We start from the raw sequence: 19,277 nt of genomic DNA, 5'->3' as shown, positions 1-19,277 counted from the left end.
CCGGCGTCAAACTTGCGAGCGGCAACATGCTTAAAGTCGATCACGCCAGCGTTTTCTTCGCAGCCCGCGACGGGCGGACCGTTCACGCGCTCGATCGCGTTTCCTTCGATATTCCCGAGCGGGGCTTCGTCGTCGCGCTCGGAGCATCAGGATGCGGCAAATCAACCCTTCTCAACGCGATTGCCGGCTTCCTTCCGCTGTCGGATGGCCGGATCACACTCGACGGCCGCGCGGTCGAACAACCCGGCGCGGATCGTGGCGTCGTCTTTCAGAAAGACTCGCTGCTGCCCTGGAAATCCGTTCTCGACAATGTCGCGCTCGGTTTGAAATTCGCCGGGGTCAAGCGCAAGGAGGGCCAAGCGCGCGCCCTGGAGCTTCTCCGGCTCGTCGGCCTCGATGAATTCGCTGGCGCTTTTCCCTACGAGCTGTCGGGCGGCATGCGCCAGCGTGTCGGCATCGCACGGGCTCTGGCGACAAATCCCGACATCCTGCTGATGGACGAGCCGTTTGGCGCACTCGACAGCCTGACCCGCGAGCAGATGCAGGAACTGCTGGTTTCCATCTGGGATAAAACGGCAAAGAAGGTCTTCTTCATCACGCACTCGATCGAAGAGGCCTTGTTCCTGGGCACACAGGTCCTGGTCATGTCACCTCGACCGGGGCGCGTCGTGGCACGCTTCGATCTGGATTTCGTTCACCGCTTCGCCGAGACCGGCGACGCCCGATCGATCAAGGCGTCGCCGCAATTTGCCGAGCTGCGCGAGGAAATCCGCGCCATTCTCCACAGCACCGAAGACCTGAGGAGCGCCGCATGAGCGATATAGTGCAGGCACCGCCGATTGCGGCGGGTAGAGAGGACCATCAGGTCAAGCTGGTGAAAATGGCGGGCTTTGGAGCCGGCGAGAAATCGACGGTGGCCATCAGCGTTGCGACAGCGCTGGCCATAGTGCTGATGTGGTGGCTGGTATCGGCGCTCGGTGTCGTCCCACACTTGTTTCTGCCGCGCCCGGACGAGGTGCTGACACAGATCGGCGCCATCTATCGCGACGGTTACGCCGGAGCGTCGCTGTCCGAACATGTTTTTGCAAGCCTGTTCCGCATTGTGGTCGCAGCCTTCATCGCCGTCTCCGCCGGCATTCCGCTCGGATTGCTCATGGGCCTGAACCGCTGGGCAAAAGGCGTGCTCGACGCGCCGATCGAGTTTTACTGGCCGCTTCCGCCGCTCTCCTACCTGCCGCTGATGATCATCTGGCTCGGCATTGGCGAGACGTCGAAGATCACGCTGCTGGTGCTTGCGATGTTCGCACCGATCTGCCTTTCAGCCCAGGCCGGCGTTCGTTCGCTGCCGATCGAGCGCGTCAATGCCGCGCGTTCGCTGGGTGCGAGCCGACTGCAGCTCTTCCTGGACATCGTCCTGCCATCCGCCCTGCCGGAGATCCTCACCGGCATTCGAATTGCGCTCGGTGTCGGCTGGGGCACGCTGGTTGCGGCTGAATTGATCGCGTCCACGCGCGGGATCGGTTTCATGATCATGTCGGCCTCACAATTCCTGGCGACCGACGTCGTCCTCGTCGGCATCGGCATCATCGCGATCTGCGCATTCACCTTCTCGGCCGCCATTCGTTTTCTGGAGGCGTTCCTCGTGCCCTGGAAGGGCAAGCTCTGACCAGAGGGCGGCAGGGAGCCCTATTCAATGGCTTCCTGCCGCCGCGTTCAGCCCGTGTATGGCGACAAGCTCGGCTGCAACGAGCTTCTGAAGCCGCCACAAATTGCGGTCCCTGATGCCGCGTTCCTCCAGATGCTTCACCGTCAGATACAGATATTCGGCGCAGGAACCCATGTGTCCGCAGGCTCTCGCAAGCACCTGCGCTACCGTCTCCAGCGGCAATTTGCGGGAAACGCGCTCGCCTTTCGGACCAGCCCAAAAGACCAGCGCGCGCACCAGCCCATGCGGGGTCGCGACCGGGATCCAGCGAACCGTCGCAGCGTCTTCGATGGTGCCGACTTCACGGCGGATCAACCGCCGTATCTGGCCAAGGCGGTCATCATCGGCAAGCCTGAAGACGACGCCGTTGCAACGTCCACCGCGGTCAAGTGCCATCATCAGGCCCGGCTGGGACCGCGTTCCCCGCCAGCGGGTCATCTGCAGGCAGAAGGAGCGATGCCACCCTCTAGCTGCGCCACGCTGCGATTCGACGGCGTCGAAGTCCGGCTTCCATATCAATGATCCATAGGCGAAGATCCAAAGCGGGGCGCCGGTAGACTCATCGAGAAGCCGGTTGGCGAGCATCTCCACCTCCGCTTCGCTCAGCGGTTTTCGGTGTGGCTCCGGGCCGACATCGATCGCGGGGCGAAGGCTCAACGATACGAGCTCGTCCGTCAGAGCCATTGTTGATCCGGTCAGCAAAAGTCTGCTTCCCCGGACCGCAGACTGTTTATGCTCGCGAATATCCGTCATGCGTCAGTGCACCGTAAATCTGGCCGCATCGGCCTGGCGCCGCTGCAGGCTGCGTATCAGCATCGCGGCCTCCCTGACGATTGCCGAAAACGTCGCATCATCGGCCTCTGCGATCCTTCCCGTCATCTCGCGGATGATCGTCGTCAAATGAATGATGGAATGGCGATGCTGCGGATCTTCCGATCCCATTTCGGCATCGGCCATGGTGAGCAGCGTCTGCACCAGCCGCTCCATGGTTTGGCGGCGCCGGGTCCTCGGATCGGCATTCGGATCCTCGCTAAGGCGCAGCAGGTCGGAGACAATATCGGACATTCCACTCTGTCTCACATTGCAAAAGCCGGCGGCATCGAAAAGCTCTGCCTTCGACCGCGTGCCTGCGTCTTCAAGGCGTCCAGCATCCGGTAGCCGTTGCGCCAGCGGCCAAAGCCGCTGGCGATATTGATGTGCCCGGCAAGGCCGATATTCCTGGTCTCGGCGTTCCACAGGCGGCCGAACAGGGTCAACCGATCGACCGTCATGTAGGCATCGTTCATGCTGCCGACGACGATGCTTGGAAAAGGCAACGGCGCCGTCGGCATGGCGCCAAACGAGATATGCCCGGGATGCAGGTTTTCCGTGGCCGGCAGATCGCATGGAGCAACGAGCAATGCCCCCTTGACGCGCCGCGCTGCACTTCGCCCGGCCAAGCGGGCGGCAAGCAGGCATCCGAGACTATGGGCAACCAGATAGGCCTCGCCGGCCTCTTCAAGCGCGCCTTCCAATCGCAGCAGCCAGTTGTCAAGGTTCGGATGATCCCAGTCGTCCTGAACGACGCAACGACTGCCCGGCTGATCCTGCAGCCAGTGCTGTTGCCAATGCCCGTCTCCCGAGCCGAAAAGCCCGGGAAGAATAAGTACGTCGATCATCTGACGGCATCCTCTCTGAAGCTGCGCGTCGGTCTTTTTCCCGATCGGGGCAAACATCGGACATCACTCATCAGATCCACCCGATCACCAGGGCGAACAGGAATGTGAAGGAGCTGACGATCGTGCAGATTCCAGCCGCATGCCTGAAATGCGACATGACGCTGCCTTCCGCTCTTCTCGCACCGTGCCGACGCAGGTCGGTCTCAACGACAATCGCCATCACGCCGTTCTCCTCAATACCAAAGGCCGGGCATGGTGCCCCAATAATGGAGTTCGTATTCGCGCGCGGACCGCTCACGCTCGTCGTCCCGCGCGAGCGATCCATTCACAGGCTCCCGTGCAGCGGGCGGCTTCAGGCCGAGGAACCGGCCGATCGAAAGCTTCAGCCAGAACTGAAAATCAAGCTTCATGCGAACCTCCTGTCAGGAACCGCGTTATTCTTCGGCTAGGAAATCAGCGAATGACGTTGTGCATTGGCGAGAAGAACGTGAAGCGATGCCGTTGGTCCGTAGAGCATCAGCAGGCGGTTCTCCTCGCGCTTGGCGAGACGATAGCGTCGGGCGAATTCGAAGACGCTCCACAATTGCTCGCTTGGCCCCGGCCTTTCCGCATCGGTGATCGTTGCTTCCTGAGATCGAACCATGGTGACGATCCTTACTCGGCTGCCGCCAGGGCCGGATTTGCGCCCGGAAAGAAGGCCGCCAATTCGCCGATCACTTCGTTGATGCGGGCCAAAAGCGCATCGGATGAAGCCGCATAGTCTGTGAAATCGCGGTCGGACGCATAAACGGCAGTCGGCAAGGTATGGGCCATGAAAAAACCAAACAGCGGCCGAAGCTGATGCTCGACCATCAACGCATGCCGGTCACCGCCGCCGGTCGCCGTGATGATGATCGGCTTGCCCCGAAGTTCGTGGGGGTCGATCAGGTCGATGAGGTGCTTGAAATGGCCGGGATAAGAGCCCTTGTAGGTCGGCGAGCCGATGATCAGAGCATCGGCCTGCACGATCTCGTCAACGACATGCCTGGCCTGCGCGTCGAGATCCTTGCGCCACAAGGCACTGCCGAGCGACGGACCGACATCATTGAGATCATAGCTCTTGCTCGTAAATCCGTAGCGAATGCTCGCACGTTCGGCGATGTGCCGGACGAGTGCCAATGTCTTCGATGGACGGTTGAAGCTGCCAGCGATGCCGACGAGTTTGAAACCTGACATGGTTTTTCCTCTCTTTGCGTTGCTCCAACTATTGTCTACAAAATTGATAGATTAAAGGAACGTGCATCTCTCCTTCTTCGCCTGGTTGAAAAAAACGTTCGCCGCCGCTTCAGCACGCATAGGCTGCAAGCCGATCGCCATCGACATCTCAGACGTCGAGACGCTGCAATTCATTGCGGTCACATTGCTTGATCCAAGCCTAAGGCTTGTCGCCGTGAAGATGACGTTCGAGGAAGGGTAAATTGTCCTGCCCCCAATAGATCTCGCCATCATAGACATAGGTGGGAAAGCCGAAGACGCCGCTGTCGCGGGCATGCACGCGGTCGGCCGACCACTTGTTCTGGACATCGTCGTCGGCTTGTCGCCTGAGGAGCGCTGCGCCATCGAAACCCGCTGACGTCACGATCACTTCGCGCACGTCGGGCTTGCCGATATCCTTCGCCTCGCTCCAGAAGGCATGCTGCAGGGCGCGGGCAACGCCGATCCAATCCTGTCCGTCGAGGTAGGCGGCAATCACGAAGAGGGAGGCCGGCGTCGGATCGCTCAGATCCGGGCGATGTTCGAGCCGCAGTTCCTTGCCGCGCACGCGCGCCCAGCGCTTGAGGTCCCGCGTCCAGTAGGCGCGCCGGATCTCCGGGCGGTTGCGCGAAAAGATACCGCCATTTTCCTCGACCACCGTCGTCAGATAGGGCGTGACGACGACGTCGTTCTTCGCCGCAAGTTCGGCGAAGGCGTCGAAGCCGATGTAGGACCAGGGCGAGCCGATAGAAAAGAAGTACTCTACTGATTTGGTCACTGATGCATGTTCCCTGCGAGGTGATGGTTCTGGCGTCGAATGGTCGACGGCATTTTCAGGAAGCGGATCTAACTTCGGATTGCGCTTTCCATCCGAGCTCCGGTGCTATCAGCGTCACGAAGTCGTGGAGAATCTGGCGATATTCCTCGTGCTCGAACTCGTAAGGGAGCTCCAGCCTTAACTCGCTGACCTCGGGCAGGATCGGATCGGCAAACAGCTGCGCCAATATCTCGTCCGATGTGCCGACGACGTCCCGGGCGAACAGGGTGCGCCGCTCGCCCTGCGGTGAAAGGGTTCGCTGATGGCGGCCATCGGCATAGTCTCGATACCTGCGGCGCGTTGCCGCATCGGCGCTGTCGAAAGGCACGAGTACGCGCCCCAGCGCGACGCGACGCTGCGTGCCGGCGGCGCGATAGGTTTCGATCAATCGCGATTGCGCGGTGAAGAAATCATCCGTTCCCTCACCCGTTATCACATTGCCGGTCAACAGGTTGAAGCCATTGCGGCCGGCCCATTCGGCCGAGCGCTGCGACCCGCCGCCATACCAGATCCGGTCGATTAAGCCCTTGGCATAAGGCTGCAGCCGCGGCCGCTGCGGGCCGAAGGGTGTCTTGATCAAGGTCTGCTCGTCGCCGAGATAAGCGCCGCGCAGATTGTCGGCAAAACGCAGCACGCGATCATGCGAGAAATTATAACCCGTCCAGTCGCCGTCGAAGACAAGCGGAGCGATCAGCTCGGCGTGCAGCGGCCGGCCGGCGCTGACGCCGATGTTCAGCCGTCCGCGCGACAGAACATCGACGGTGGCGAGATCTTCGGCCAGCCGGTAAGGGCTCTCGTAACCGATCGGGATGACCGCGGTTCCAAGCTCGATCCGGCTGGTGCGCTGCGTCGCCGCCGCCAGGAAGGCGCTGGCCGAAGAGATTCCAGGCTCCAGGTGCCGCTGGCGGACCCAGGCGCTGTCGAAGCCCAGATCTTCGCCATATTGCAGTTGCTCAAGCGTCTGCTCCAATCCCGACAACGGATCTTCGTCGGGATAATTGCCGGGGGTGAGGAAGCCGATATGGCTGATGGATATGTTGCCCACTTGCGCCATCCGATGATCAGTATTTCGGCAGGCCAGGCGGGTTGGTCTCGGATGCCGGCAAGGCTTCCTCGGAAAGACGCCAGTGGTCGAGGATTTTTGCGTATGTGCCATCCGTGATCAGGCCGTTGGTGGCGACAGTCAGCGCATCGGCCAGTCCGCTTCCCTTGCGGGTGGTGATCGCGACGTCCGAGCGATCCGGCCAGCCGGCGCTCAGCGTGCCGACGCGCTTGATGTTCTTGTCGCGCGCGGCGATGAAGACGAGCTGTGCATGCGGCTGGACGATGACATCGGCCCGGCCGGACCGCAGCGCGAGAAGGCTTGCCGCCTCGTCGTCGTAATATTGCAGCTCGATCGGTTTCAGGCCCGCGGCAACATCTTCCTCGCTCCACTTCACCAGGATGCGCTCCTGGTTGGTGCCGGCCCCGACGATGATCCTGAGGCCCGCCGCATCCTTGGGCTCCTTGATCGAGGTGACCGGACTGTCGGATTTCACGAAGAAACCATGCAGGCCCTGGCGGTAGGTGGAGAAATCGAACTTCTCCTTGCGCTGCTCGGTGACCCCGACATTGGAGATGACGGCATCATACTTGCCCGAGGCGAGGCCGAGCGGCCAGTCGATCCAGGCGACCGGCACGATCTCCAGCGTCAGCCCGAGGCTGTCGGCGATGGCATAGGCAAAATCGGGATCTGCCCCGACCACGGTCTTGGCGTCGGTGGCATAGGTGGCAAGCGGCGGGCCGCCCGGGCTGACGGCGATGGTGAACTTGCCTGGTGTGGCGAACTTGAAATCCTTCGGGATTGCGGCAATCGCCGCATCGTTCCTGGCGGCGTGAAGCCGGCCCGGCTGCTCTGGGCTGAGGTCGAAATCCTCGGCTGCACGGGTTGCGCCGAAGGAAAGGGCCGACGCCATGGCGGCCATCAGCAGGGTCCGGAATGCCGGAAGGGCAATCATCGTCTTCAATCTCCAAATTGTCAGGCAGGAATGGCCGGCAGCATTGCCGCCGGCCCACCAGGGATCGATCAGGAGCCGCTCTTCGGCAGGCCCGGCGGGTTGGTCTGGGCCTTATCGATCGCCTCCGGACCGAGGTTCCAGGTATCGAGGATCTTCCGATAGGCGCCGCTGGCGATCAGGTCGTTGACGACATCGGTCAATGGCGCTGCCAGGCCGCTGCCCTTACGCGTGGTGACAGCAATTTCAGCCGTGATCGGCCAACCGCCGCTGACGGTGCCGACGAGCTTGGTCTTGCCATTTATCCCGGCCGAATAGGCCTGCGTCGCGTTCACGCTGAAAACGGTGTCGGCCCTGCCGGACTGAACGGCAAGATCCTTGACCGCGTCGTCGTCATAATATTGCACCTCGATCGGCTTCAGGCCGGCGGCGACGTTCTCGCGATCCCATTCCAGCAGGATCTTTTCCTGGTTGGTGCCGGCATCGGTGATGACCTTCAAGCCGGCAATATCCTTCGGCTGCTTGATCGCCGCGATCGGGCTGTCAGCCTTGACGTAGAAGCCAAGCTCGTCCTTGCGGTAGGTCGAAAAGTCGAACTTCTCCTTGCGTTCTTCCGTGACCGTCACGTTGGAGATCACCGCGTCGAACTTTCCGGAGGTCAGCCCCAACGGCCAATCGGCCCAGGCAACGGAAACCAATTCGAGCTTCAGGCCCAGGCTGTCGGCAATGGCCTGCGCCAGATCGACGTCATAGCCGATGACGGTCTTGGAATCGGAGGCATAATCATGCAGCGGCAGATTGCCGCTCGAGCTGATGCCGACGGTGAAGACACCGTTGTCGACGAACTTGAAGTCCTTGACTTCGGCAATGCGCTTCTCGTTCTTTTCCACCCGCAGCCGGTTCGGCTGCTCGGGGCTGAGATCGAACTTCTGCTGCGCCTGAGCGGAACCGAAACCGATCGCAGTAATGGTGACCGCTCCCGCTATCAGAAGCCTTGCCCTATCTGTAAATGTCATGCCCCTTCTCCATTTCATCTTTAGGTTGTGGTTATTGTCATTCGACGCGGCCCGGCATTTCACCAGCACTGTTTCGCGCTAGAGAACCTTGGCGAGGAATTCCCGCGTGCGGGGATGTTCCGCTTGTGTGAAGATGCGGGCCGGCGGGCCAGCCTCCAGAATGCGGCCGCTGTCCATGAAGACGACCGTGTCGGCAACTTCGCGGGCAAAGCCGACCTCATGGGTAACGATGACGAGCGTCGTGCCGGTGCGGGCAAGCTCCTTGATGACGTCGAGCACTTCGCCGACGAGCTCCGGATCGAGCGCCGAGGTCGGCTCGTCGAAGAGCAGCACCTTCGGGCGGAGCGCCAGTGCGCGGGCGATCGCCACACGCTGCTGCTGGCCGCCGGAAAGCTGGCGCGGATAGGCGTTGATCTTGTCGCTGAGGCCGATGCGTGCCAGCAGCTCCTGCGCCAGCTGCACGGCGTCCTCGCGGCCGATGCCGCGAACCTGGATCGGTGCCTCGATGAGGTTTTCGAGCACGGTCAGATGCGGGAAGAGATTGAAGCTCTGGAAGACCATGCCGATATCGGCGCGACGTTTGAGGATATCCTTCTCCTTGAGCTCGTAGAGCGTGTCGCCCTTCCTGCTGTAGCCGACGAAATCGCCGTCGACCGAGATGAAACCCTCATCGACACGCTCCAGATGGTTGATGGCGCGCAACAGCGTCGACTTGCCCGAGCCGGACGGACCGAGAATGGCGGTAACGCTGCCGGCAGGAAGGCTGAGCTCGACATCATCGAGCACTTTCAGCGGGCCGAAGCTTTTGGAGATACCGTGGATGCGCACCGCGCCGCCTGCGGCCCGTAGCGTTGCAGCATCCCGGAAACCGATCTTGCGCACGGTGTCGGTTGCCGTCTCGAGGACAGGCAGCAGACGGCGGAAACGCTCGAAAAATGACTGGAAGGGCAACGGCGTCGGATTGCGCACGGCGCCTTTGGAGAAGTAGCGTTCGATATAGCGCTGAGCGATCGACAGCACCGTCATGATGATCAGATACCAGACGGTCGCGACCATCAGCAGCGGAATGACTTCGAGATTGCGGCGGTAGATCACCTGAACCGTGTAGAAGAGTTCCGGCAGCGCCAGGACGTAGACCATGGAGGTGCTCTTCGCCAGTCCGATGAGTTCGTTGAAGCCGGTCGGCAGGATCGAGCGCATGGCCTGCGGCAGCACGATGCGGAAGGCCTGGCGGCGGCGCGGCAGACCGAGTGCGGCGGCGGCCTCCAGCTGACCGTGATCCACCGAGAGAATACCGCCGCGCACGATCTCGGCGAAGAAGGCCGACTGGTTGAGCGTCAGGCCGAGGAAGGCGGCGGCAAAGGGCGTCAGCAACTGCACTGTGGGATAGTCGAGGAAGACGGTATCGGTGAAGGGAATGCCGATCTTGATCGTCTCGTAGAGGTAGCCGAGATTGTTCAGGATCAGCAGCAGCACGATGACCGGGATCGAGCGCAGCAGCCAGATATAGCCCCAGGAAAGACCGGAGAGCAGCGGCGACTTGGAAACGCGGGCAAGCGCCAGAGCCGTTCCGAGGATGGAACCGGATATGGCGGCAAGCACGGTCAAAAGCAGCGTCCTGCCGAGACCGACGAGCACTGGCTCGGCAAAGAACCATTCAGCAAAGACGCTCCAACCCCAGCGCGGATTGGTGAAGATGGAATAGAGCACGGCGATGATGACGACTGCGGCAAAGGTCGTGCCTGCCAGGCGGCCCGGATGACGCGCCGGCACGATGCGGTAACGGGAATAATCCTTCGATCCTGCCGTCGTGCTGCCGGGGTCGATGCCGGCGAAATCCGTCGTCAGTGCCATTATGCTTCCCTTTTATGATTGTCGGTCTTTGCCGTTTTCAGAAATTTGCGCCGGCCACCCGCAGGCGCGGTTCGGCATCTTCGTGAGCAGGCTGAGCGAGATGGGTGATGTCCTTCTCGAAGGGCAGGCTCTTGTAGATCTCGGGATCCGCTGATGTGTCGAAGAGAGCGGTGTAGCCGTAGTTCAGATAGAGGCCGACGGCTTCGGGCTGGCGAAAGCCGGTCGTCAGGTAGATGCGTGAATAGCCCTGGCGGGCGGCCTGGGCCTCCAGTTCCACCAGCGCCTTGCGGGCAAGGCCCTGACGGCGCAGATCGGAGCGGGTCCAGATGCGTTTGAACTCGGCCGTGCGTTCGTCATAGTTCTTGAAGGCGCCGCCGCCGATGGTCTCGCCATTGCGGATCAACAGGAGAAAATTGCCGTCAGGCGGCGCAAAGGCTTCGGGAGGATAGCGGTTCAGCTCGGCTGCGGCCCCTTCGGCATTGAAATAGTTGCCGTAGCGGCTGTCGTATTCGTGGATCAATTCATCGATCAGCGGCTTGGCGCGCGGGTCGAGAGGGCTGGTATAGAGAAACGTATCGCTCATATTCATCACCCGTTGTCATCCGTGAGGAAGGTTTCGGCGAGCCGCACCCAGTAACGGGCGGCCGGCGCAATGATCGCGTCGTTGAAATTGTAGTGGGCGCTGTGGAGAGGAGCGCTGTCGCCATTCCCGACAAAGAGGTAGCTGCCGGGATTTGCCTGCAGCATGAAGGCGAAATCCTCGCTCGCGGTTCTCGGCCGGAAATCCTTCTCGATCGCCTCGGGGCCGAGTGCGTCATAGGCGACGCGCCTGGCAAACTCCGTTTCCCCAGCGTGATTGACCAGTGCCGGAAAGCCCAGGCGATAATTCACATCCGCCTCGGCGCCGAAGCTTTCGGCCTGGGCGCGGGCAAGGGCGGGAATGCGCTCTCGCAATAGCTGGCGGACCGTTTCGCTGAAGGCCCGCATGGTGAGCTTCATCTCGACGCTTTCCGGGATGACGTTCGAGGCGGAGCCGGCATGGATCGAACCGACGGTCGCGACCGCCATGTCCTGCGGATCGACATTGCGGGAGACGACGCTCTGCAGGGCAGTGATGAAGGAGGCCGAGGCAAGCACCGGATCGACGGCGCGGTGCGGCTCGGCGCCGTGGCCGCCCCTGCCGATGATTTTGATCACCGCCTGGTCGACCGAAGCCATGGCGGGGCCAGCGACGAAGCCGAATTGGCCTGCTGGCACACCCGGCCAATTGTGCAGCCCGAAGACGGCATCGACAGGAAAACGCTCGAACAGGCCCTCCAATATCATTTTGCGGGCGCCGGCGCCGATTTCCTCGGCGGGCTGGAAGATCAGCCGCAGCGTGCCGCTGAAATTGCCGCTTTCGGCGAGATAACGCGCGGCGGCGAGCAGGATCGACGTATGCCCGTCATGGCCGCAGGCATGCATGACGCCGGGATTGCTGCTGGCATAGGCAAGACCGGTCGCCTCCTCGATCGGCAGGGCATCCATGTCGGCGCGGATGCCGATCCGCCTTTTGCCGTCGCCGCGCCTGAGGGTGGCGACGATGCCGGTTCCGGCAATGCCTGTCGCCACCTCATAGCCCCAGGAGGAAAGGCAGGATGCAACGAGCTTGCTGGTCCTGAGCTCCTGGAACGCGAGCTCCGGATATTGATGCAGGTCGTGGCGAAGCGCGATGATCTCGTCGAGGTAGGCGGCGATACCCTTCTCGACCGGATCGTTGCTCTGCGGGTTCTGAGCGATGATGTTCATGACGGTTCGTCGGCGCTTCAGGCGCCGACAGCCTTTCCGCGTTCGACCTGATCGGCGCCCGCCGCATACCGGCTTTCGCGGAAGGGTAGGCCGAGATGATCGCGCAGCGTCTCGCCCTTTAGGACCGGGTCGAAATAGCCGCGCTCCGTGAGGATCGGCAGAACATATCTCGAGAAATCATCGAAGCCCTCAGCGATGACAGGGAAACCAAGGATGAAGCCGTCGGCAGCACCATGGTCCACCCAGCGGATGATCTCGTCGGCGATATGCTCGGCCGTGCCGATGAAAGCCGTGCGAGGCGTTGCCGAATCGAGCGCGACCTGGCGGAGCGTCAGGCCCTTCTCCCGCGCCGTCTTCTTGATGCGGTCGGTGGTGGCGCGGAAATTGTTCCTGCCGATATCGCCGAGTTCGGGGAATGGTTCGTCGAGCGGATAGATGCTGAAATCATGATGATCGAAGAAGCGGCCAAGATAGAGCAGTGCCTCCTCGATGGTGACCAGGTCGCGGATCGCCTGATACTTGGCGTCCGCCTCTTCCTGCGTCGCACCGACGATCGGTCCGATACCAGGGTAAATGCCGACTTCCGCGGCACTGCGGCCATGGGCAATCACGCTGTCCTTGAGCTGGCGGTAGAAGACCTTCGCCTCCTCGAACGGTCCGCCATTGGTGAAGACCGCGTCGGCATGTTTGCCGGCGAGCCTGATGCCGGAATCCGAGGCGCCCGCCTGGAAAACGACGGGTTGGCCCTGCTTGGAACGGCCGATGTTGAGCGGCCCCTCGACGCGGAAGAAGCGGCCCTTGTGGTTGAGGCGATGCATCTTCGTCTTGTCGACAAAGACGCCGGTCTCGCGGTCGCGGACGAAGGCGTCGTCGTCCCAGGAATCCCACAGGCCCTTGATCGCGTCGATATAATCCTCGGCGATCTCGTAGCGCAGTTCGTGCTCGGGATGTTCGCGGCTGTAGTTACGTCCCGAACCCTCGAGCGGCGAGGTCACCGCATTCCACCCTGCCCGGCCGCCGCTGATGAGATCGATCGAGGCGAACTGGCGGGCGATGGTGAAGGGATCGCTGTAGGAGGTCGACACCGTGCCGACGAGGCCGATTTTCGAGGTCGAGGCGGCGAGCGCCGAGAGAATGGCGATCGGCTCGAACCGGTTGAGGAAATGCGGAATGGACTGCTCGTTGATGTAGAGCCCGTCGGCAACGAAGGCGAAAGCGATGCCGGCCGCCTCCGCCTTGCGCGCTGTCTTGACGAAGAACTCGAAATTGACGCTGGCATCGGCCGGTCCGCTCGGATGTTTCCAGGCATTCATGTGACCGCCGGGACCTTGCAGCATGATGCCGAACGTGACGTGTTTCTGAGCCATGGGATCAATCCTTCTTGGAAACGGTCAGGCGACGAGGGAAAGCCGCTCCTTGGCGAGCAGCTCGATGGAAGCCAGGCGCTCGGCGACCGAAAGCGCCGGCGTGTCGAGCACGAACTCCTTGACCCCGTAGCGGCGATGAAGTTCGTCCAGCTCCTTGCGGATCTGCTCCGCCGTGCCATGCAGCACGCTCGGCACCTTCTCTTCGATGCGGTAATCGGTGACGCCGGCCTGGCGGGCAAATTCGGCCGCCTGCTCCTCGCTGCCGACATTGACGGTCTGGCCGTTCGGCAGGAACACCTTGACGATGCGCAGCTTGCCGACGCGCTCGCGGGCATAGTCCTCGCTTTCGGCGGCGAAGGCTGCGAGCGCCAGGATCGGGCGCTTGCCGCCGGATGCCCGCTCATTGGCCTCGAAGGTCCTGCGCAGATTGTCGGGATCGCCGTTCAGGTGACCGGCGAACACAAGCTCCCAACCCTTCTCGGCAGCGAGCTCGGCGCTTTCGACGCTGGCGCCAAGCAGGAAACGCTCGGGCGCAGTCGGCGGGAAAGGCGTTGCCTGCGCGCCTTCGTAATTCGGGTCGGCGGCGAGATAGATGTTGAGATCGGAAAGCTGGCTTGCAAAATCAGGCTTCCTGGCCGGATCGACGGCAAGCTGCAGGGCGCGCGTCGAGAGCGGAAATCCGCCCGGTGCCTTGCCGACACCGAGATCKACGCGGCCAGGTGCAAGCGATGCCAGAAGATTGAAGGTCTCGGCAACCTTGTACGCGCTGTAGTGCTGCAGCATGACGCCGCCGGAGCCGATGCGGATCCTCGATGTCCTGGCAAGGAGATAGGCTATCAGCGCCTCCGGCGCCGAGCTCGCCAGATTGGACATGTTATGATGCTCGGCGACCCAGAAACGGTGATAACCGAGTTCCTCGGCCCGGGCGGCAATCTTGACCGTCGCCCGCAGCGCGTCCGCCGCCGTCAGACCCTGTTCGATCGGGCTTTTGTCGAGAAGACTGAGGAGGTAGGTCATGGCACCACGATCCGATCCCTGGTTGCAAAGTTTAGTCTATAAAATCAGTAGACAAACTTCATTATAAGAAATGGCATTCTCTTTCGAACGCGATGAGTGAAAAAAAGCGGCCGCACCTAAGATGGAAAATCGCCTGCCGGGACTGTGTCCCACCGGCAGCGCAAGGCTTCCTTCAATCGCCACTTGATGGTCTATATCTTGGTCGAAACGGAGTAACCACATGAAGCTGTCAGAACAGGTCAAGCCGATCAGCTACCTCAAGGCGCATGCGCCCAAGATCGTTCGGCAGCTGAAGGACAATCCGCAGCCGGTCGTCATTACGCTTCACGGAGAAGCGAAAGCCATCCTTCAGGACATCGGCCAATACGAAGAAACACAGGAGACGCTGGCGCTCCTGAAGGTGTTGGCGCTCACCAACCGGCAGGTCGAGGAGGGCAAACTGCGTCCCGCTGCGGAATCCTTCGCGCGCATCCGCAAACGTCTGGCTGACAGCCAACCCTGATGCCATCTCGTATTCTTTTCGCCGAGGAAGAGGAACGCGACATCGAGGATCTCTATCGCTTCATCGCTAGCCGCGACGGCAGAGCGCATGCTGACGGAAATCAAGAGCGCATGCGCCGAGCTTGAAGAATTCCCCGCCGGCGGAAATATTCCGAAGGAATTGGCGGGTATTGGAATTTCCGAATATCGGGAACTGCCCATAAGCCATGGTGCCTGATCTATCGCATTATGGGCACCGATGTCGTCGTCTATTGCGCCTTAGGCGGACGGCGCGACATGCAGAGCGTTCTCGAGCGAAGGCTCATCCGCTGACGTCCGGCATATCGTACTTCACCGCTTCGGATATAGGGCTTGTCCAAAACCATCCCACTTACCTGCGTCGATCACGACGGATCACGCTCAAGCACATTGAAACATCAATGTTTTTCTGTCGTGCGGACAGGGGGCGTCTTTGGCAAACTGGGGGCTGTTKAAAGGGGTCGCTGCGCTTTTGCGACGTTTCGTAGCGCAGCGATCGTGCGCTGCGGCGCGTCAAGGATTGCGGAAAGATGGGTGGCACGCCCAGCCGGCATGCGTCCTTCCATGGCAATCGCCTGTGCGATGGTCTGCGGAACCGAAATGCCCATCCCCAGTGGAAAATCGGGATTGGTGCTATGCCATGCATGCGGCACCACAATGTCGGTTCTGATATCGGGGCGTGAATTCAAGGCCCCGAACCAGTCCCAGGCGCCCATGACGTCGATGACGTCCTTAAATAGCATCGGCATACCGACCTTGGCGCTGATCGTGACGATGCGCGTGCGGGTGGCGATCGCCTCTGCCAGATGCGGATGCTCGCTTTCGATTGCATAGAGCGCTTCCGACAGGACAAGATTGCCCTTGGAATGACCGACGAGGAGACGTGGCGCGAACCGCTGATCCTCGAGGAGGGCGATGACTGTCTCGGTGTCCTTGCTTGTGCGCGTCCAGAGATAGCCGCTCTCAAGCTCTTCGCTTTTCGAAAACAGCTTGGTGAAACTGTCGAGTGGCTCGAAGGCGTGACGGATGCTGTTCAAGGCGCCGAAGAAGAAAAACCCGCCGAGCGCCTCGGTCAGGATGTCGGCGAGCCCATATCCCGAAACGACGGCGGTGACCGACTCGCCGAGCGCATCGGCGACATTGCGCGCGAAGGCTGCGGCTCCGAGCGCAGAACTGCCGACACCTGCAATGGCGAGTGCGCCGACGGGTGCCGCTTTTTCCAGATAGTCGTTGACTGTCAGGAAGACCTCGAGTGCTCCCCGGCCGGTTGGCGGCACAAGGATGATTGCCCCCTCGCGGGCCAGCCAGAAGGCAAGTCTCGGCGTCTCCTCCGCGGTTATGGTGTTCACATCGTAGAAAACGGCGTCGAGAACGGCGTTGCGTCGCTGCAAGCCGTCGAGAGTGATCGTGCGGAAGGCATTGTCGGCGAGTTTTTCGGGCAGCGCCGCCGTGCGCTCCATCTGCACATTCGCAAGGACAGGCACTGGACGCATGGGGCACCCTCATTTTGATAGGGACACGCTGCGTTGCAGCATAGCCGCTGTTGACCGACGATGCAATTTTAAGGTGAAGGATCTTGCGCTATTTTTCCGCACCGGCATGCAGCCGGGAGCCAGCCTCAGATCTGTCCTCTGTCCTAGGACCAAGGACAGCAATGGGAGTCGCCTGTGTGGGGCTTGGAGTTTCGTTCTTCCATGACGGTTACGGGCCACGTTCCCGGCGGAACCGAATCTGCGATGGGAACGTCGGTGTCGACCCATCATCGTGCGATGACGGTCAGGCTTTGACATAAGCGCCCCTTTCATGTTTACTGTCCTCGGTCCTAGGACGGAGGACAGTAAACATGAAAAGCCAAGATATCGTCATCCTGTTGAAGCTGATTAGCCTGCAAGATCAGGAAATCGCCAAAGGTATGGATCAGCTAAGATCTGAATCCATCGGTGGCGACCCCTATTCCGTGCGCAATCTTGAAGCCCTGCTCGGGATCAGCAAGACTGAAATCGCCCAATCGATCAGGAGAAGCGTCGCCTCCGGAATCGCGCGCAAAGATAACATTCCGAGCGAGCCCCGGCCGCATCGGCGAAATCTGTTTGATTTTATTGCAAAAGGACTGAAATTCGTCTTCCCAGCCAAATTGGGACCGCTGCAACGGGGCTTGCCCACTGCGTTTGCAGCGCCGATGCTGAACGGGCTTCTCGTCAGCGGCGGAACCTACGATTATGTCTGGCCCCACGCTAGCGGACATCAAATGGGACAGTCGGTCGAACCCCTTTTCAGAAGCGTGCCTGAGGCTGCATTGAAAGACGAGCGGCTCTACGAATACTTGGCGCTGGTCGATGCGATCAGGCTCGGAAATCAGCGAGAGGCGGGTCTCGCCGCCGATCACCTCAAGTCGAAGATCACCTCAGGTCGTGGATCGTAAGCAGATGACAGAAGTCCGCGAACAATTGCTGGAAATGCTCAGAGCCGTCGCCACCGCTCTGGGCGACGAACTACGTTCGCGCCTGGTCTTCGTCGGCGGCTGCACAACGGCGCTCTTCATTACCGATCCGATAACGCTCGAGGACGTACGCACCACCGACGACATCGACCTCATCGTTGACCTGGCGGGATGGCCGGCATGGGCTCATCTCCAGGAGGAGCTTCGACTGCGTGGTTTCATGGAAGCCGCCGGCGAGGAGGTGATATGCCGGATGCGCCTCGGCAAACTCAAAGTTGATTTCATGCCCGATGACGCCGCGATCCTCGGCTTCACCAATCGCTGGTACGCCGAGGGGATAGAAACCGCAGCGCAACACCAACTTTCAGACCATCTGTCCATTCTGGTGCTGACCCCGCCCCTGTTTCTCGCGACGAAGCTGGAAGCGTTTATCGGGCGCGGACATGATGATCTTCTCACAAGCCGCGATGCAGAAGACATCCTGCTCATCGTCGACGGCCGAGAAACCCTCCTCGACGAAGTCTTGGCGGCAGCGGAAGACGTCCGACAGTTCATCGCCGCGCAGTTTCACGCCCTTCTGAAAAACGGCGACTTCGACGATTTCCTGGCCGGTAATATCCGCGGACCCGCCGGACGTGTCGGGATTGTACGGGACCGCTTCGTCGCCATAAGCCAGAGTGCGGACGGTGTCGCACATGAAAATTGAAGCTCTATGGTTCAGCCAACAAGGAACGCGCACGATTGACAATCGAGACCATGCCGGGATCGGCATACGGGACGGCGAGTTTTTGGCCATCGTTGCCGATGGTTCCACAGCCGGCCCGATGAACGGCGAATACGCGCAGTCAATCGTTGAGATGGTGGTGGATTGGTTCGTCGGGGCCGCCGACCCCTTCAGCAACGAACACGTCCTGAAGGCACTCAAGCAGATACATCAGACGCTTCGGGAGACGTTCCCACGCGGTTCTGCCAGCATCCTTCTTTTCCACGTCAGCGAGCGGGCTGACCTTACGGTCATCCATTCCGGTGATTGCGTCCTCGGATGGATCGACGCCGATATTGTCTGGCAAACCAGCCCACATACTCTGGCCAACGCCCTAGCTGCGATGCCGCTCAAAGACATCGCCAAATCCGCAATACGCCACCGGCTCACCCAAAGCTTTCGCGCAAGAGAATACATGTCACCGGAGATCTTCACGCAAGAGCAAGTCGCAGGCATTTTCCTGCTGGCCACCGACGGGTTCTGGGCCGAGCTGACGGAACCGGAGCAGATCGCGTTTCTTGGCGGCGACCAATCCGCCACCGCTGAAAGGGATGATCGCAGCGTTCTCGAACTGCGGATTTCGCCGAACGATTCCCTCGAGGTTTCGCTGAACAATCGATCCTCATCCAACCTTTATCGAAAATCTTGAGCCTCGATGTCGCTGTCAAAGAAGCGCCGAAGATCGCCACTGCCGGCCATCCATCAACTTGATGGAACATTGGCAGGCGCCGACGATCATCGCCGGAACGCGCTCGACGGCCTTCGATTTATATCGAAGCCTTTAAGCCTTGGCGTGGCGGCCAAGTTCTCCGGAATCTAAACCGTAGCTTGGCTTGAGAACTCGCAAACCGACCAAACATGGAGGTGGATGCTCTTTTCGCCAATCGATGTACAGATTAACGCATTCGGCATATMGACACATACTATAGGCTCAATCCCAAACTCTTCGTGCGCGAAAGCGAGCGCTCCAACTCCATCTGCTGCGTGAGTTCTGCACGATGACTGCGGTCGGCAAGGCGGACGACCTGGCGGATCCGCTCGATGTCCCCAGCCTGATCGGGACCCATTCGCTTCAGCTGATCTGCGAGATCTGAGGGATCGGCGCG

Annotated in this window: 24 protein-coding genes and 1 pseudogene; 7 read left to right on the top strand and 18 right to left on the bottom strand. The window is 60.9% G+C overall.

Annotated elements, in window-relative coordinates; translation table 11 throughout:
- Positions 1 to 26: 26 nt before the first annotated feature.
- Entirely contained in the window at positions 27 to 815 is a 789-nt protein-coding gene (locus AC1ECN_RS23765) for a taurine ABC transporter ATP-binding protein (protein ID WP_477954267.1), read from the top strand.
- On the top strand, positions 812 to 1,666 hold the full coding sequence (locus AC1ECN_RS23760; RefSeq protein ID WP_477954265.1) for an ABC transporter permease subunit: 855 nt from the start codon (positions 812 to 814) through the stop codon (positions 1,664 to 1,666). The genes AC1ECN_RS23765 and AC1ECN_RS23760 overlap by 4 nt, the downstream gene beginning before the upstream one ends.
- A 24-nt stretch (positions 1,667 to 1,690) precedes the next feature.
- Here AC1ECN_RS23760 and AC1ECN_RS23755 read toward each other — a convergent pair whose 3' ends face one another.
- From AC1ECN_RS23755 to AC1ECN_RS23680, 16 genes are all read right to left on the bottom strand, one after another.
- Complete coding sequence (locus AC1ECN_RS23755) at positions 1,691 to 2,458, bottom strand: gamma-glutamylcyclotransferase (RefSeq protein WP_477954263.1); 768 nt, start codon at positions 2,456 to 2,458, stop codon at positions 1,691 to 1,693.
- Between the two features lie 3 nt (positions 2,459 to 2,461).
- A complete protein-coding gene (locus AC1ECN_RS23750) occupies positions 2,462 to 2,770 on the bottom strand; it encodes a hypothetical protein (RefSeq protein ID WP_131589187.1) in 309 nt (102 codons plus the stop codon).
- Between the two features lie 11 nt (positions 2,771 to 2,781).
- Entirely contained in the window at positions 2,782 to 3,363 is a 582-nt protein-coding gene (locus AC1ECN_RS23745; RefSeq protein ID WP_164020343.1) for an RBBP9/YdeN family alpha/beta hydrolase, read from the bottom strand.
- A 70-nt stretch (positions 3,364 to 3,433) separates the two neighbouring features.
- Positions 3,434 to 3,583 (bottom strand): hypothetical protein, encoded by a 150-nt coding sequence (locus tag AC1ECN_RS23740; RefSeq protein ID WP_164902886.1) that lies wholly within the window; start codon positions 3,581 to 3,583, stop codon positions 3,434 to 3,436.
- Positions 3,584 to 3,596: 13 nt separating this feature from the next.
- A complete protein-coding gene (locus AC1ECN_RS23735) occupies positions 3,597 to 3,773 on the bottom strand; it encodes a hypothetical protein (RefSeq protein WP_018494049.1) in 177 nt (58 codons plus the stop codon).
- A 35-nt stretch (positions 3,774 to 3,808) separates the two neighbouring features.
- Positions 3,809 to 4,006: a hypothetical protein gene (locus tag AC1ECN_RS23730; protein ID WP_024323770.1), complete on the bottom strand. Its 198-nt coding sequence runs from the start codon at positions 4,004 to 4,006 to the stop codon at positions 3,809 to 3,811.
- 11 nt (positions 4,007 to 4,017) lie between these two features.
- Entirely contained in the window at positions 4,018 to 4,578 is a 561-nt protein-coding gene (gene msuE, locus AC1ECN_RS23725) for an FMN reductase (protein ID WP_477954260.1), read from the bottom strand.
- 199 nt (positions 4,579 to 4,777) lie between these two features.
- The gene (locus AC1ECN_RS23720; RefSeq protein ID WP_477954258.1) at positions 4,778 to 5,374 is read right to left on the bottom strand and encodes a DsbA family protein; all 597 of its coding nucleotides are present in this window, start codon (positions 5,372 to 5,374) and stop codon (positions 4,778 to 4,780) included.
- 55 nt (positions 5,375 to 5,429) lie between these two features.
- Positions 5,430 to 6,467, bottom strand: a complete 1,038-nt coding sequence (locus AC1ECN_RS23715; protein WP_477954256.1) for an LLM class flavin-dependent oxidoreductase — start codon at positions 6,465 to 6,467, stop codon at positions 5,430 to 5,432.
- Between the two features lie 7 nt (positions 6,468 to 6,474).
- The gene (locus tag AC1ECN_RS23710) at positions 6,475 to 7,410 is read right to left on the bottom strand and encodes an ABC transporter substrate-binding protein (protein WP_477954254.1); all 936 of its coding nucleotides are present in this window, start codon (positions 7,408 to 7,410) and stop codon (positions 6,475 to 6,477) included.
- Positions 7,411 to 7,478: 68 nt separating this feature from the next.
- Positions 7,479 to 8,423: an ABC transporter substrate-binding protein gene (locus tag AC1ECN_RS23705; RefSeq protein WP_477954252.1), complete on the bottom strand. Its 945-nt coding sequence runs from the start codon at positions 8,421 to 8,423 to the stop codon at positions 7,479 to 7,481.
- A 78-nt stretch (positions 8,424 to 8,501) separates the two neighbouring features.
- Positions 8,502 to 10,277 carry an amino acid ABC transporter permease/ATP-binding protein gene (locus tag AC1ECN_RS23700; RefSeq protein ID WP_477954250.1) on the bottom strand — a complete coding sequence of 592 codons (1,776 nt, stop codon included), beginning with the start codon at positions 10,275 to 10,277 and terminating at the stop codon, positions 8,502 to 8,504.
- A gap of 37 nt (positions 10,278 to 10,314) precedes the next feature.
- Positions 10,315 to 10,869 carry a GNAT family N-acetyltransferase gene (locus AC1ECN_RS23695; RefSeq protein ID WP_477954249.1) on the bottom strand — a complete coding sequence of 185 codons (555 nt, stop codon included), beginning with the start codon at positions 10,867 to 10,869 and terminating at the stop codon, positions 10,315 to 10,317.
- Positions 10,866 to 12,065, bottom strand: coding sequence for a M20 aminoacylase family protein (locus tag AC1ECN_RS23690; RefSeq protein WP_477954247.1), 1,200 nt, complete (start codon positions 12,063 to 12,065; stop codon positions 10,866 to 10,868). Before AC1ECN_RS23690 ends, AC1ECN_RS23695 begins: the two co-directional genes overlap by 4 nt.
- A gap of 17 nt (positions 12,066 to 12,082) precedes the next feature.
- Positions 12,083 to 13,432 (bottom strand): LLM class flavin-dependent oxidoreductase, encoded by a 1,350-nt coding sequence (locus AC1ECN_RS23685; protein WP_131618429.1) that lies wholly within the window; start codon positions 13,430 to 13,432, stop codon positions 12,083 to 12,085.
- 24 nt (positions 13,433 to 13,456) lie between these two features.
- Entirely contained in the window at positions 13,457 to 14,449 is a 993-nt protein-coding gene (locus AC1ECN_RS23680) for an LLM class flavin-dependent oxidoreductase (protein ID WP_477954246.1), read from the bottom strand.
- A 220-nt stretch (positions 14,450 to 14,669) separates the two neighbouring features.
- Between AC1ECN_RS23680 and AC1ECN_RS23675 the strand changes: the two genes are divergently transcribed.
- Together AC1ECN_RS23675 and AC1ECN_RS23670 are read left to right on the top strand one after the other, a co-directional pair.
- Complete coding sequence (locus AC1ECN_RS23675; protein WP_130676661.1) at positions 14,670 to 14,951, top strand: type II toxin-antitoxin system Phd/YefM family antitoxin; 282 nt, start codon at positions 14,670 to 14,672, stop codon at positions 14,949 to 14,951.
- Positions 14,951 to 15,262 (top strand): annotated as a pseudogene (locus tag AC1ECN_RS23670) (type II toxin-antitoxin system RelE/ParE family toxin). The gene AC1ECN_RS23675 and the pseudogene AC1ECN_RS23670 overlap by 1 nt, the downstream one beginning before the upstream one ends.
- A gap of 104 nt (positions 15,263 to 15,366) precedes the next feature.
- Here the strand turns inward: AC1ECN_RS23670 and AC1ECN_RS23665 are convergent.
- A complete protein-coding gene (locus tag AC1ECN_RS23665; protein WP_477954244.1) occupies positions 15,367 to 16,461 on the bottom strand; it encodes a hypothetical protein in 1,095 nt (364 codons plus the stop codon).
- 350 nt (positions 16,462 to 16,811) lie between these two features.
- Between AC1ECN_RS23665 and AC1ECN_RS23660 the strand changes: the two genes are divergently transcribed.
- Genes AC1ECN_RS23660 through AC1ECN_RS23650 form a run of 3 tightly spaced genes read left to right on the top strand, consistent with a single transcriptional unit; the run spans position 16,812 to position 18,820 of the window.
- A complete protein-coding gene (locus AC1ECN_RS23660) occupies positions 16,812 to 17,390 on the top strand; it encodes a hypothetical protein (protein WP_130657532.1) in 579 nt (192 codons plus the stop codon).
- Between the two features lie 4 nt (positions 17,391 to 17,394).
- Positions 17,395 to 18,114, top strand: coding sequence for a hypothetical protein (locus tag AC1ECN_RS23655; protein WP_130657531.1), 720 nt, complete (start codon positions 17,395 to 17,397; stop codon positions 18,112 to 18,114).
- A complete protein-coding gene (locus AC1ECN_RS23650; protein WP_027688943.1) occupies positions 18,104 to 18,820 on the top strand; it encodes a protein phosphatase 2C domain-containing protein in 717 nt (238 codons plus the stop codon). Before AC1ECN_RS23655 ends, AC1ECN_RS23650 begins: the two co-directional genes overlap by 11 nt.
- 274 nt (positions 18,821 to 19,094) lie before the next feature.
- On the opposite strand, the gene AC1ECN_RS23645 is transcribed toward AC1ECN_RS23650, so the two are convergent.
- Positions 19,095 to 19,277: hypothetical protein (locus tag AC1ECN_RS23645; protein ID WP_477954241.1), on the bottom strand; the 183-nt coding region annotated here is incomplete at its 5' end.

This window comes from Rhizobium sp. 01N447_2 (assembly GCF_056399245.1).
This window is presented reverse-complemented; position numbering and strand designations above follow the sequence as displayed.